At 40.3% G+C, this 14,317-nt stretch carries 12 protein-coding genes; 6 read left to right on the forward strand and 6 right to left on the reverse strand.

The genetic code is table 11. The annotated features are described in order from the left end of the window. Positions 1–15 precede the first annotated feature (15 nt). Positions 16–2,277 carry an aminotransferase class III-fold pyridoxal phosphate-dependent enzyme gene (locus AAC026_RS04570; protein ID WP_339695372.1) on the reverse strand — a complete coding sequence of 754 codons (2,262 nt, stop codon included), beginning with the start codon at positions 2,275–2,277 and terminating at the stop codon, positions 16–18. A gap of 173 nt (positions 2,278–2,450) precedes the next feature. On the opposite strand from AAC026_RS04570, the gene AAC026_RS04575 reads away from it, so the two are divergent. The 4 genes from AAC026_RS04575 to AAC026_RS04590 are packed head-to-tail and all read left to right on the forward strand — an operon-like array spanning position 2,451 to position 8,742. Continuing rightward, positions 2,451–3,029, forward strand: coding sequence for a TetR/AcrR family transcriptional regulator (locus AAC026_RS04575; RefSeq protein ID WP_339606375.1), 579 nt, complete (start codon positions 2,451–2,453; stop codon positions 3,027–3,029). A gap of 51 nt (positions 3,030–3,080) precedes the next feature. Continuing rightward, positions 3,081–4,406 carry a TolC family protein gene (locus AAC026_RS04580; RefSeq protein ID WP_339606374.1) on the forward strand — a complete coding sequence of 442 codons (1,326 nt, stop codon included), beginning with the start codon at positions 3,081–3,083 and terminating at the stop codon, positions 4,404–4,406. A gap of 25 nt (positions 4,407–4,431) precedes the next feature. Next, positions 4,432–5,553 carry an efflux RND transporter periplasmic adaptor subunit gene (locus tag AAC026_RS04585; protein WP_339695375.1) on the forward strand — a complete coding sequence of 374 codons (1,122 nt, stop codon included), beginning with the start codon at positions 4,432–4,434 and terminating at the stop codon, positions 5,551–5,553. A 30-nt stretch (positions 5,554–5,583) separates the two neighbouring features. After that, on the forward strand, positions 5,584–8,742 hold the full coding sequence (locus AAC026_RS04590) for a multidrug efflux RND transporter permease subunit (RefSeq protein WP_339695377.1): 3,159 nt from the start codon (positions 5,584–5,586) through the stop codon (positions 8,740–8,742). A gap of 87 nt (positions 8,743–8,829) precedes the next feature. Here AAC026_RS04590 and AAC026_RS04595 read toward each other — a convergent pair whose 3' ends face one another. The 4 genes from AAC026_RS04595 to AAC026_RS04610 form a co-directional block, all read right to left on the reverse strand. Beyond that, on the reverse strand, positions 8,830–9,429 hold the full coding sequence (locus tag AAC026_RS04595) for a hypothetical protein (protein WP_339695379.1): 600 nt from the start codon (positions 9,427–9,429) through the stop codon (positions 8,830–8,832). Between the two features lie 41 nt (positions 9,430–9,470). Continuing rightward, complete coding sequence (locus tag AAC026_RS04600) at positions 9,471–10,049, reverse strand: peptidylprolyl isomerase (RefSeq protein ID WP_339695382.1); 579 nt, start codon at positions 10,047–10,049, stop codon at positions 9,471–9,473. Between the two features lie 122 nt (positions 10,050–10,171). After that, complete coding sequence (locus AAC026_RS04605) at positions 10,172–11,053, reverse strand: alpha/beta hydrolase-fold protein (RefSeq protein ID WP_339695384.1); 882 nt, start codon at positions 11,051–11,053, stop codon at positions 10,172–10,174. Between the two features lie 82 nt (positions 11,054–11,135). Beyond that, positions 11,136–12,017: a hypothetical protein gene (locus AAC026_RS04610; protein WP_339695387.1), complete on the reverse strand. Its 882-nt coding sequence runs from the start codon at positions 12,015–12,017 to the stop codon at positions 11,136–11,138. A 71-nt stretch (positions 12,018–12,088) separates the two neighbouring features. Here AAC026_RS04610 and AAC026_RS04615 point away from each other — a divergent pair, with 71 nt between their 5' ends. Beyond that, positions 12,089–12,658: an aspartyl/asparaginyl beta-hydroxylase domain-containing protein gene (locus AAC026_RS04615; protein ID WP_339695388.1), complete on the forward strand. Its 570-nt coding sequence runs from the start codon at positions 12,089–12,091 to the stop codon at positions 12,656–12,658. An 11-nt stretch (positions 12,659–12,669) separates the two neighbouring features. Here the strand turns inward: AAC026_RS04615 and AAC026_RS04620 are convergent, their stop codons facing one another. Then, positions 12,670–12,975: an iron-sulfur cluster assembly accessory protein gene (locus tag AAC026_RS04620; protein ID WP_339696015.1), complete on the reverse strand. Its 306-nt coding sequence runs from the start codon at positions 12,973–12,975 to the stop codon at positions 12,670–12,672. 213 nt (positions 12,976–13,188) lie between these two features. Between AAC026_RS04620 and AAC026_RS04625 the strand changes: the two genes are divergently transcribed. Then, positions 13,189–14,226, forward strand: a complete 1,038-nt coding sequence (locus AAC026_RS04625) for a glycosyltransferase family 2 protein (RefSeq protein WP_339695390.1) — start codon at positions 13,189–13,191, stop codon at positions 14,224–14,226. The last annotated feature ends 91 nt before the right edge of the window (positions 14,227–14,317 follow it).

Consider the following 14,317-nt stretch of genomic DNA (forward strand, 5'->3'; position numbering starts at 1 on the left):
AATTCTTGAATTCAATTAGTTTGAGTTGGTTGAAAGCACTTGCCTCATTTCTTCAATCACCTGATCTACATTCGATTTTGTAAAACACAACGGAGGTTTTGATTTGATAACGCTGTCGTATGGCCCATCTGTGCTAACTAAAATATGTCGGTTTCGAAGCTCATTTTTGATTCGTTGTGCAAGCTCAGTGTTCGGGGTTAGTTGATCATCTTTGATGAACTCCACACCAATAAAAAGTCCTGAACCACGGACATCACCAATGGTGGTAAACTCATTTTGAAGTTGCCTTAGTTGATCCATAAAATAGTCACCAACCATTGAAGCATTCTGCTGAAGTTGTTCTTCTTCAATTACATCCAACACAGCCGAACCAATAGCACATGAAACGGGATTGCCACCAAAAGAGCTAAAGAACTCCATTCCATTGTTGAAGGCTTCTGCAATAGCCTCGGTAGTTACTACCGCACCCATAGGATGCCCGTTGCCCATTGGTTTTCCCAATATTACAATGTCAGGCACTACGCCTTGCATCTCGTAACCCCAAAAGTGATTGCCCATTCTACCAAAACCAGTTTGTACTTCATCGCTAATGCAAACACCACCTTGGGCACGAATGGCGGGATAGACTGCTTGCAAATAACCTTTAGCCAAAGGTACCTGACCACCACAGCCGATGATAGGTTCGGCAATAAAGTCCGCTATTCCACCTTCATGGCTTCTGATTTTTTCAAGTAGGTCGTTGGCGTATGCCATGCCTGCTTCACCATTGTTATTTCGGTAGGCACCTCTGTAAGTGTCAGGAATGACCGCTTCAATAATATGATGGGCCTTCCCCTTTCCGCCCTTGCTTTGGTATTTGTATGGACTAATGTCAATACCCATTCTGGTATTACCGTGGTAGCCGTGTTCCATTACCACCATGCCTTGCTTTTGCGAATAAGTTTGTGCTAAGCGAACGGCCAAGTCACTCGCGGCTGAACCCGAATTAACGAAGTAAACTTTGTTTAAAGTAGATGGGAATTTAGAAAGTAGTTTTTCGGCATATTCCTGTAAAGGGTCATACAAATAGCGCGTGTTTGTATTCAGTTTTGCCATTTGCCTTTGGCCACTTTCTACCACGCGGGGATGTTGATGCCCAACATGCGGAATATTATTATAGGCGTCTAAGTAGCTGTTGCCATATCGATCGAACATAAACTGAAAAGCAGCAGATTCCATATAAATGGGCTTCTTGTAAGAAACAGACAGAATTGGACTGAGCGAAGTATATCTTCGTTCTAATACCTCATCTATTTCTGGAATTTCTTGTAAGGAAAGACCAGCGGCTTTTCGAAACTCGTTTTTCGCATGTAATGGGTTGATGGTAACCCACTTTCGTAATAAGTCCCAAGCAGGTTTTTCACTAATGGTAATGTACTCGCTTTCTGGTTTTAGTTTTTTTTCATGTGCCGATTTACATACACTCATAATTAAGCGGCCAGCAATCAGGTAATAAAGAAGGTCGATTTCTTCTTCGAAAAGCTTTAGGATTGAGGTGTATCCTTCAATAATAGGAAGGGCTGAAGCGATTGGGTCGTCCTTTCCAAAAACCGAGTAAGTAATGGCAATGGCCAATTCATTAATGAGTGGCGTGTAAACTGAATCTCCAAAATCTATTATGCCTGAAACTTGATTCTCTTTCACCAAGATGTTCCAGTCATTAGCATCGTTATGAATGATAGCTTTTCTTAAGCCGGCCAGTTGAGGGTATACCTGCTGATCCCATTGAAGGAAAAAGTAGTCTACTAATTTCCTTTCTGCAGGGTCCGAAATGTCGGTTCTTAAAGCCCTGCATTGATTAATATGTTGAAGATCCCAGTCTAACTTTCTTGCTTCAATTCCTTTGTTTCTAAAGTGAAGTAATGATTTATCGATCTCCGCCATAAACTGGCCTAATGAATAAAGTAAATCTGGAGTTTGATTTACCTCAGCCAAAAAATCACCTTCCACAAAAGTGAGCAGCCTAAGCAATTTGGCTTCACCATTAATATTGACAAGCGTGATCAATTCAGCTTTAGTATTGGGGATGGGTTTGGACAGGGAAGAGGCATTTAAGTGCGTCAAATGCTCAATCATCTCAGTTTCTGCCAGAACATCTTCTTTTGCTTCTGCTGGGTAAACTTTGAGTACGAAAGTGCCTTGTTGGGCATCTACTTTATAGTTGGTGCTTATATAGCCTTCCATTTTTTGGAGGCTTACATTATTTAGGTTGTAGTGGTTAAGTAGAAGTTCTTCCATCGGTTTATAATTCGGCTTGAATTTAAGAAAAGGATTGGTGCTTTAAGGAACAATTCCGACCCAAATTCCCTTATCCATATTCTCACAGAAAAAAGTTTTAGTTTTTTTCGCAACGTTGGAACTAATCAATCGTAATACTGATTGAACGTTCATTCAGTGTCGAGAAAAGCTTTATGGAACCCATAGCAGAAAAGAAAAAACTCATATTAGAAAGTGCTCTAGGGCTTATTAAAGATCATGGTTTTCATGGTTGCCCAATGAGTACAATGGCAAAAAATGCAGGAGTAGCTGCAGGTACCATATACACTTACTTCGATAGCAAGGATGAGTTGATTAGAGAACTGTACTTCTATACTATAGGCATAGTTCATACTCATATGACCGAGTGTGAGGATAGGTCATTGGACTTTAAGGAAAGGTTTTACAATTACTGGAAATGTTTGACCCAACTTTATTTAGACCGCCCAGAAATACAGCGATTTTTCGAACAGTTTATTATTTCACCTTTTAACACTTCAGAAATACAGAGCCAACATTCTCTTTGGCATGAGTGGAACACCGGATTTTTCGAAGAGGGAATTCGCAAAGGCTACTTGAAAAACCTCTCTCCAGATGTTCTGTTTTTTATGGTAATCGGAACTGTAAATGTAACGGTAAGGGTGAGGCAAGGCATGAGTGCACAAATAATAGAAAAAGGAATTGATATCAATCAACTCGCAGAAATGACCTGGGACGCGATTAAGAAACAATAAGATTTCCCCCACAAAAGAATAAACACAAACCTTTAAAACAAGCAGATTATTATGAGAGGAATTAAGCATTTCTTGCTTTATGGCCTATTGGTTTTTCTAGTGCCCAAACTGACAATTGGACAGCAGAATCAACCAATGAATACCAAACTGAGCTTAGACCAGATTTTGGATTATGCCTTAGAAAATAGCCCCATGATTCAGCAGTCGTTGCTGGATGAAGAAATTGGGGAACATCAAATTAAATCAAATTTATCAGGCTGGCTGCCGCAAGTATCGGCCAATTTTGGTGCTTCGCATAACATCAAACGCCAAACACAAGTCATTGGAGATCAATTGATCACTTTTGGTCAGAACTACAATTCGAACTTGCTTTTTCAGGTGAATCAGAACCTGTTTAGCCGCGATCAATTCTTCGCTTCAAAAACAAAGGGTTTGGTTCGATCAGACTTAGATCAGAACACAGAAGGCAACAAAGTGAATGCTGTGGTAATGGTGAGTAAAGCCTATTACGACATTCTATTGACTTATGAGCAACTGGATATTCTAGACGAAAACTTAGGCCGTTTACAAAAACAGTATCAAGATGCAAAAAGCCGATACGAATCAGGTTTGGTAGATAAAACCGATTATCAAAGAGCCGGCATATCACTTTCTAACCTTAAAAGCGATAGAAACCGAGTAGCCACTTCTTTAGATGCCAAGTTTGCCTATTTAAAACAGCTGATGGGTTTTCCTACGGAGAGTAATTTAGATCTCGACTATGATTACGCTACTATGGAAGCAGAAACTGAAATGGATACCACTGAGCAGTTAATGGTGGGAAATAGAATTGAATACCAACAAATGGAAACTCAGGTTTCGTTGTTCGGACTGCAAACTCGCTACGAAAAATGGTCATTCATTCCTGAGGTTTCTGCCTACTACAATTACAACATGCTGTTTTTCAATAATGAGTTTTCTGACTTATACAGAAAGAATTACCCTACCTCAGTGGTTGGGCTTTCAGTAGGGGTTCCAATTTTTCAAGGCGGAAAAAGAACTCAGAAAATAAGAATAGCTGAACTCAAAGAGGAACGTATTCAGCTAGATAAAACCAATCTGAAGAACCAAATCAACACCGAATATGAAGCCGCTATGGCAGATTATAAGAGTAATCTATACGAGTGGAAAGCGGTAAAAGAAAATATGGAGTTGGCCGAAGAGGTGTACAACATCATTAAGCTACAATATGACGAAGGTATTAAGGCCTATGTAGATCTTATTGTTGCTGAAACCGAGCTGAGAACTTCACAACTCAATCATTACAATGCCCTTTACATGGTTTTAGCTAGCAAGCTAGACCTGAAAAAGGCTTTAGGAAACATAGAAATCAATTGATCAAGCAAATAACTATTTCAAAAGAATGAGAACACAAGCTACAATATTGACCTTGGCTGTTATGCTATTTGGCATTTCATCGTGCAGTAAATCAGAGGCAACGGTACAACAACAAGCACCAGCGGCTGTGCCAGTGAAGGCCATTACCGTGGAAAGTAAACAAGTGACGGCTATTGATGAATACCCTGCTACTTTGGTTCCGAAGAATGAGGTAGAATTAAGACCTCAAATCAGTGGTACCATCACTAATATTTTTATTCAAGATGGCCAAACGGTTAAGAAAGGGCAGAAGCTTTATGAGATTGATAGAAGTAAATATGTAGCAGCAAAACAGCAAGCAGAAGCGGCTGTTGCCATTGCTGAATCCAATTTATCTCGAATCACAAAAGACGTAGAGCGCTATGAGCGATTGATTGAAAAGGATGCGATTGCAAAGCAGCAAGTGGATTATGCTAATGCAGATTTGCTTACAGCACAGTCGCAACTTACTGCGGCCAAAGCGCAATTAGAGAGTAGCAAAACCGATTTGAGCTATACGGTAGTAACGGCTCCGTTCGATGGTACCATCGGTATTTCTCAAGTGCGTTTAGGAGCTCAAGTTTCTCCAGGTCAGCCATTGTTGAACACCCTGTCTTCAGACAACCCAATTTTGGTAAACTTCTCGATCAGTGAACGTGAAATTCCAAGATTCAATCGCTTGATGAAAGGGAAGGATAACCCAGATTCACTTTTCACCATTTCTTTTCACGATGGATCCATTTACCCCTTTACAGGTGAATTAGTAACAATAGACCGCGCTGTAGGAAGGCAAACAGGAACGATCAGTTTGAGAGTGAAATTCGACAATCCAAATCGTGACCTTATTTCAGGAATGACGGTTTCTATGCGCGTAATCAATCAAGATTATGGTCAGCAAGTAATCATTCCTTACAAAGCCGTAACCGAGCAAATGGGCGAATACTTTGTCTATGTAATCGATAATGAAAATACGGTAGGCCAGCGCAAATTAGAATTGGGAAGTTTGCTTGGGGCGAACATAGCGGTGCGCAGCGGATTAAAGCCAGGTGAGAAAATTGTTTTTGAAGGAATTCAGAAACTGAGACAGGGCGCCAAAGTAGCACCTGAAATGCTTCCTTCTCAATTGTAATATCAATTCCATCTTCAAAAATTAAAAAGAATGATATCACAAACTTTTATAAAACGACCAGTCATGGCAATGGTAATTTCCATTGTGATTGTGCTGGTAGGGGCATTGGCGGCACTCAACTTGCCGGTTACGCAATACCCAGATATTACACCACCAGTGGTTTCTGTTTCGGCCAATTATACTGGCGCAGATGCTAAAACGGTGGAGCAAACGGTAGCCACACCTATCGAAACGCAGATTAACGGTACTCCGGGCATGGCTTACATTAGCTCGAACAACACGAGTACTGGCCAGATGCAAATGAACGTAACCTTTGAAGTAGGTACCGACATTGATATTGCCACTTTGGACGTGCAAAACCGTGTGAGTATTGCTGAGCCTACTTTGCCAGAGGCTGTTCAGCGTTTGGGTGTAACAGTAAGAAAACGTAATCCAAGTATCATGATGGTAATTGGCTTGTATTCGCCAGAAGGTTCTCACGATACTAAGTTTCTTTCCAATTACGCCAACATCTATGTGCGCGATGCCCTTTTGAGAGTAAAAGGGGTAGGAGACATTGTTTCTATAGGTCAAGATTTCAGTATGAGGGTTTGGTTGAAACCAGACAAACTTGCCCAATATGGAATTTCTTCTGCAGAAGTAACTGCTGCCATTAGAGAGCAAAACTTACAAGTAGCTGCCGGAACTGTAGGCGGAATGCCGCAGTATCAGTCGCAGGCTTTTGAATACCCAATTACCGTGAATGGTAGATTGGAAAATGAGGCTGAATTCGAAGATATTGTTCTGAGAACTGATGTTGATGGTTCTTTAGTGTATTTGAAAGATGTAGCCCGGGTAGAACTAGGTCAGTTCAGTTATGGTCGTCAGTCGATTATTAATCAGAAAGACGCTACAATTTTGTTGGTGTACCAAGCACCGGGCAGTAACGCTATAGATACTGCTGAAGGAATTTATGAAGCCATGGATGAGCTGAAAACAGCTTTCCCTGCAGATATGGATTATATCGTGCCATTCGAGGCGGTTTCTGTGGTACAGGTATCCGTCAACGAAGTATTGACCACTTTTGCTGAAGCATTGCTTTTGGTAATTATCGTTGTGTTCCTCTTCTTGCAAAGTTGGAGGGCTACTTTAGTACCAATCTTGGCGATTCCAGTTTCTATTATTGGAACCTTTATTTTCTTTGTGCCGCTAGGTTTTACCATCAACACACTGACCATGTTTGGTTTCGTATTGGCCATTGGTATTGTGGTAGATGATGCCATTGTGGTGGTGGAAGCTGCTCAGCATTACATCGATCGTTATAAGCTTTCAGCCAAAGAGGCGACCATGCGCGCCATGAAAGACATTACAGCCCCAGTAATTGCCATTGCTTTAATTTTGGCTGCGGTATTTATACCAGTAGGTTTTATTCCGGGTATTGTAGGTAGAATGTACCAGCAATTTGCCATCACTATTGCTATTTCAGTATTGATTTCGGCCTTTGTGGCTTTAACACTTACTCCGGCATTGTGTAGCTTATTGTTGCGTCCGTCTAAGGTGAATGAAAATGGAAAAGGCATTAATAAGTTCTTCTTTAAATTCAATAATTGGTTCGAAAGAGTAACTTCTTCTTACTCAAATAGAGTGAAAAGAAGTATTAAAGGAGCTCCACTGGTATTGATTTTATTGGCCTGTATTTTCGCAGGAACCATCGGTTTATTCCAATCTAAGCCAACAGGTTTTATTCCTACTGAAGACGAAGGGCGTTTGTTCATTTCATTGGAATTGCCCGAAGGTGCGTCTAGCGCCAGAACAAGAGCGGTTATGGATGAAATGGCCCAAATCATAAGTGATACTGAAGGCATCAACAATGCCACAGGTATTGGTGGCTTGAATGCCATTAACTTCTCATTCAAACCAAACTCGGGTACTTTCTTCCTTCAAATGGATCCTTGGGAGCAAAGAAAAGAGCCTTCGCAGCAGTTATTCGGCCTTATCGGTCAACTGACACAGAAGTTTGGAGTAATTAAAGAAGCCAATATTGTGGTAATTCCACCGCCAGCCATTCCTGGTTTAGGTCAGACTGGTGGGTTTAGTTTTATGCTAGAACAAAAAGCTGGTGGCGACATCAAAGAATTGGAACAAGTGATGGGACAGTTCTTAATGGCGGCCAACCAAAGGCCTGAAATTGCTATGGCCTATAGTTTCTTTACCGCAAAAACTCCAGGTTATAATGTTGAAGTAGACCGTGAAAAAGCGAAGAAACTTGGGGTGAATATTTCGGATGTATTTGCCACCATGTCGAATTACATGGGAAGTAGCTACATCAATGATTTCACCCGCTACGGAAGAAACTTTAGGGTAGTAGCCCAAGCAGATACTTCGTACCGAACTAGAATTGAGGATTTAAATCAGTTTTATGTGCAAAGCCGACAAGGAGGAGCGGTACCGTTGAGTGCTTTAATCAGTTACAAAGTGGTAGAAAACGCACCAGTGATTTCTCACTACAACCTTTTCCGCTCTTTAGAAATTAACGGTAACGCTGCGCCAGGCTATAGTTCTGGTCAAGCTTTAGCGGCTTTGGAAGAAGTGGCTGCGGAAGTACTTCCTGCCGGATATGGTTATGATTTCTCTGGCTTGAGTAAGGAAGAATTGTCGTCTGGCAATAGCACGATTATGATTTTCGCTTTGGCGATTGTCTTGGTGTCATTGTTATTGGCTGCTCTTTACGAAAGCTGGTCGGTGCCTTTCTCAGTGCTTTTGGCTTTGCCATTGGGTGCTTTTGGAGCCATTGTAGCACTTACTTTCTTGCCAAAACTAGACAATAACGTTTATGCTCAAATTGGTTTGATTACGCTGATTGGTTTGGCCGCCAAAAACGCCATTCTAATTGTGGAGTTTGCCAAAGAGCGTGTGGATAGAGGGGTACCATTAATAGCGGCTACTTTAGATGCTGTGAAACTGAGATTACGTCCGATTATCATGACATCGCTAGCCTTTATTTTGGGCGTTGTGCCTTTGGCTATGGCGCATGGCGCAGGAGCTGTAGCACGTCAAACCATTGGCTGGACAGTGATTGGAGGTATGCTTGCCGCTACATTCTTGGCCATTTTCTTTGTGCCTGTATTGTATGTAGTGATCACAAGAATTGCTTACGGTAAAAAAGAATTAGCGGCATTAGAAGCCAGTTATGTTCCTGAAGAGGAATAGAAAGATAGTTGTTAGTTGTTGATGTATGGAAGCCGGCTTGATTTATTCAAGTCGGTTTTTTTTATGGGAATATTTAAAGTTATCACTCTAACCTAGAGTAGATACCCAAATGAAGAATGCGGTTATTGCAAAGGAAATTATAAATGGAATCAATGGCGATCTCTTTCGGTATACAAAGTCATTTCCGATTCCCTTCTTCCAAAAATATTCACTTAATATGACAGCGCTTATTAGGTTTAGAATGTATGTTAAATTTGTAGTTGAGTCATATTTAACCCTTAGATAGTTTACTAAGAAAACGACCATGACGGTAAACAATACAGAGAAGGCTAAGACGATTGGGATTTGCTTCTTGTTGTTGGTTTGTTTGAAATTCATGGCCATCATGACTCCTCCAATGAGGGGGGTGAAGAAGGCTGAAATTACTCCAATAGACCACCATGGGTAAAGTTTAGGTGCACTTGGATCGCTGGTATAGTTAGATTTTTTCTTCTTCTGTTCTGTCTTCTCAGCAATTTGAGTGATAATTTCTTTGCCTATTTTTTGGGAAGTTTCTGCTCCTCTATTTTCGAGTTCCCAAATTGCTGCTAAAATGGCATCTTCCTGGTAGTCACTTTTGTTTTTTAATATGGTTTCAAGTTCTTCGGTGGACTTGATTGCCATTTTATGAGAGAATGAGTTTTCCATGGTATCTTAATAAATAGTAATCAACTAAGTGACTTAAGTTTTTATTTCAAAATACTAATCGAGTAAATCTTAACCTTCTCTACTAGGTATTGATTTTTGCCTTCTCGCTGCTGAATTTTCTTGACGATATCTATTCCTTTGGTCACCTTGCCAAAGGTGGCGAAACCTTGCCCATCAGGGTTTCTTTTTCCTCGGAAATCCAGTGAAGGTTGGTCTCCAATACAGATGAAAAACTCGGCAGTAGCCGTGCCAGGCCCAACGCGCGCCATAGATAAAACTCCGTCTTTGTGTAAAATTCCAGTTTTCTCAGTGGTTTCATGTTCAATAGGCGGATAAGAAGACACCGAACGGTTATAGGAAATGCCACCTTGAATCACTTCAATCTTCACCTCATTATTGGGTTGATTGTCCATCCTTACTGTGCGGTAGAAACTGGCGCTATCAAACTTATGGTTCTCAATGTACTTAATGAAATTCGCTACAGTAATAGGCGCCTTGTCGGGGTAAAGCTCTGCCATAATAGAACCCAACTCGGTTTTGATTTCAATATTCACCATTTGGGCTTTAATACTGAAAAATGAAGTCAGCATTAGAAATGCGAAGAGGAATGTTCTTTTCATAATATAAGCGTATGATAACATTCAAGGTAAGCTTTAAACTATTGCACTAGTATGGGAATGTGCTCAAACATTCTCTTGGATATTTGAACGGTATATGATCATCAAATGAATTGCTCGATTCTTTAATCTTTTCCATACAGGAAGAAAAGTCCATCATAAATTGCTCTGGAGAGGACTGAATGATGATTTTTATTCTCGTAGGCTTCGAATTTAAAATTGAAATTTTCATTTTTGAGCCCATTTAAGATCAAATTTAAGGATTGGTTAGACGCTGTGATCAGCCTTGACTCTGCCCCACCATAAGATAAATGGATTTTTGTATCTCGATTCAAGTTGTTAAAACTAGAAAACCGAGTTTCATCTAAGAGTTCAGACTTATTCCACCATGCTGATGGAGATATTAAAATCAAATCATTAAACATTTCCAGATGGTTTTGCATCGAATAGATACCAAATAATCCCCCAAAAGAATGTCCAATTAAACCTCTACTTTCAGTGATGTTTGAGTACTTATTCTCTACAAACTTGAAAACCTTATTATTTAGAAATTCGCTGAAGGCATTGGCTTTTCCTGTCGTTTCTGGAGTTAAGTCTACCCCATTTTCTCCCGATCCTCCCTTTAACTGGAAACCCATTTTATTTATGTCATAGGCTGAAGGTGTAAAATCACGATTTCTCTGGGTGTTCCAATCTAACTCGCTCCCTTCCAAAGAAATACCAACTAAAACTACATCTTCAACACTGTTGGTAAGGTTTAAAATAGCATAAGACCCAAGAACAAGCTCAGATAACCACCAAGCATCTAAGTAATATAGGGTCTTATATGATTCGCTCAAGTTATACTCTGCTGGAAAAGTGACCTTTAATTTGTATTGATTTCCTTCATTTGAAATTATAGTGTGCTCAGTTGTTGAGCTGCCATACCCTGTTTTTTGCCCATAAAGTTGAACGCATGTAAACAGTAAAAATGAGCAAAGTATGAACTTGGTATGTTTGATAATCATTTTGGGGAAGAAGTGTTGGTTCGAACTACCTAAGTTGCTCAAAGCTTCATCGTTTACCAAATCTTAATTCTATAAGGTGTCTTTAGATGGCCTCTGCTAAAATATCGGCAGCCTTTGGGTTCAACCTAAACCAAAGCTCTGGCTCAATCATTTCGATTTCGATAATGGCCAGCTCATCATTGTTATCGCGAATAATATCTACACGCGCTAAAGAAGGGCTTGGGCTACAAACTGATACTGTCTTTTCAGCGAAATTCATTTCTGCTTGCGTAGGCTGATAGTCGTGGACGCTACCACCAAAATCATCCTGTACACGGAAGTCGCCCGGTTTGGCCACTTTCAGCACTGCATGGGTAAATTGGCCTCCAATCACCATTAAGGATATTTCACCTTTAAAAATATTCTTCTGAAAAGGCTGAAGCATAAATGCTTCATTCTGAATTAATTTTTGAAAAATGTCCTCGTGTGCTTCAAGGTTATCTGCATTCAACTTATAAGTGTGGCGCGATGCACCCGATACACAAGGTTTTAAAATGGTTTCTTCCCAACCTGTTAATGCATGTAATTCTTTCAAAGAAGTGGTAGTGCCTTTTTCGATGTAGTGCGTTTCGGGAATATTAATGCTGCGCTTTTGTAAATCGCCCAAATAATGCTTGTCCATATTCCAGCGCACCAAGTCTACGGGGTTGATAAGGGTGCTTTTCTCTGAAACTAAATCAAGCCACTGCTGCCATTCTTCAAAGCGTTCAAAGTAATCCCATGTAGTTCTGATCAATACTTTATCCGTGCTGCTCCAATCAAAATCAGGGTCAGCCCATGATTTACGGACTGCCTTAAGCCCTTTCTTTTCCAAAGCTGAAAGTACGATTTGATCTTCAGTAAGTACATTTTGCACATAGGGAGTGATCTTCTCTGGAGCTACATACTTATCGCAGGTAGCAATAACAACATCGAATTGAGCCATGGTGATTATTTGAGGCAAATATAATTTCTTATGTCTGTGCTGAATGTTTTTTCTGATGTAAATTGTGATCTATGTTGCCCGAAAAAACTTTACTGCCTTTCAAGTTTGATAAGAAGTTATTAATAGATGATTTGGATAAAATTTATGGAGATTGGACCGAGCATTTCGTCAAAGATAATTATTCGGGAGATTGGAGTGTGATTCCGCTCAGAGGTCCAAAAGGAGCTGTTCACCCTATTCAGATGATTTTTTCTGCTCCTGGTGTTGTCGAGTTTGAGGATACTCCCTTCTTAAAGAACTGCGATTATTTTAAGGAAGTGATCGATGCTTTTCAGACAAAAATAACAAGTGTTAGACTGATGAAGCTTGGCGCAGGTTCTGAAATTAAGGAGCATCGGGATTATGATTTGGATGAAGAAAATGGAATTGTAAGACTCCATGTTCCTGTAGTGACGAATGACAACGTAGAGTTCTACCTAAACAAAAAGCGAGTGGTTATGAAGGCAGGTGAATGTTGGTATTGCCGACTTTCTGATCCTCATTCTGTTCATAATCGTGGCACAGAAGATCGCATCCATATGGTGTTAGATATGGAACTGAATAGCTGGCTTAAAAACCTGTTATTGGAAGCGGTTATGTAAATATCTAAGTATTACCCTTCTTTTTCAGGATTCACGAATGTAAAACCTCTAGCATCGGCTCCTTCATAGAAATCGACTTCTAAGCCCAGTAAATACATGGTTTGTCGCTTTTCAACATGCACGTTTACTCCGTCTACCTCATAAGTAATGTCACCTTCTTTGGGCTTATCGAAACCCAATAGGTAGCCCATTCCACCGCAGCCAGAACCACCTTTAACACCAATCCTCAGCCCATATCCTTCAGGAATACTTTTATTGGACATTATGCTTTTCACCTCTTCCAAGGCTTTGGGTGTAATGGTTACGGGTTCTAACACTTGCGACATATCACTACTTTGTTTGAGTTGTAAACTTAGTCAGAATTGAGAATGTTCCATTCCTTCCGCTTAAGTTGTTGAATATCTTTTGAACTTGAGAGCTTTCTCTATTGATTGAGTTCGGAATATGTGAATATCAGTGCTTTTGCCCCTTTATTTCGGTAATTTCAAATTTCTTGAATTCGGCACTTATAAAACCCGCTGAAAATAAACATGCATTCTAAGAACTCAAATAGCTCTGGCGCATCGCCATTGGTGTCCATTATTATGGCTGCCAAAGATACTGCGCCCTATTTGCACGAATGCATAGACTCTATCATTGGTCAGTCTTACCGCCACTGGGAATTGATTGCCGTGAATGACCATTCTACAGATGACACTCCTAAGATTTTGGAGGCTTATGCTCAAAAAGATAAACGCATTAAGCTGTATCATAGCGAACGCAATTTTCTGATTCCTACTTTAAAACATGGTTATGCTTTTGCCCAAGGCGAATTAATAAATCGGATGGATTCAGATGATATTATGCCGCCAGATAAACTACAAGTGCTGGTGGAGGAATGGCAGAAGCATGGAAAGGGAACGGTGGTAGCAGGAGGTACAGCCCATTTTGTAGATGAAGGTGAAGTGGGTGAAGGTTTTTTACGTTACGACCGCTGGCTAAATGAAATCGCGACAGATGACAATCATTACCAGGAGATTTACAAAGAATGCTCTATTCCTTCACAATGCTGGCTAATGCACAAAGACGATTTTGATGGGGTGGACGCTTTCAATCCTGAAGTTTATCCTGAAGATTACGATCTCTGCTTTCGGTTTTACAAACATGGGTTAAAAATCGTGGGCTTAAATAAAGTGCTTAACCATTGGCGAGACAGGCCAGACAGGATTTCAAGAACGCTTAAAGTGTATGAAGATAATCGCTACTTCGATTTAAAGTTGCGCTATTTTTTCGAGCTCGACCGTGATGAATCCAGACCTTTAGTGCTTTGGGGAGCTGGTACCAACGGAAAGGAAATGGCAAAACTTCTTCAGGAAAGAAGTCAGTCGTTTTATTGGGTTTGTAATAATCAAAAGAAAATTGGTTTAGAAGTCTATGATGTAGAAATGAGGCATGTAAGTTTTATACAAGAATTGAAAAATCCACAAATTATGGTGGTTGTGGCATCGCCAAAGGGTAAAATTCAGATCAAAAAGCGATTAACAGAATATGAAAAACAGCCTGTTACCGACTTCTGGTTTTTTCTTTGACAGGATTGTGCCTTAGTTTCGGGCAATGAAAAAATGAAAATCTAGTTAGATCAATGGCTTTGGCCAATAATCTCATTATTTTCACTCACAA

It is taken from the genome of uncultured Roseivirga sp. (assembly GCF_963973945.1).
GTDB lineage: Bacteria > Bacteroidota > Bacteroidia > Cytophagales > Cyclobacteriaceae > Roseivirga.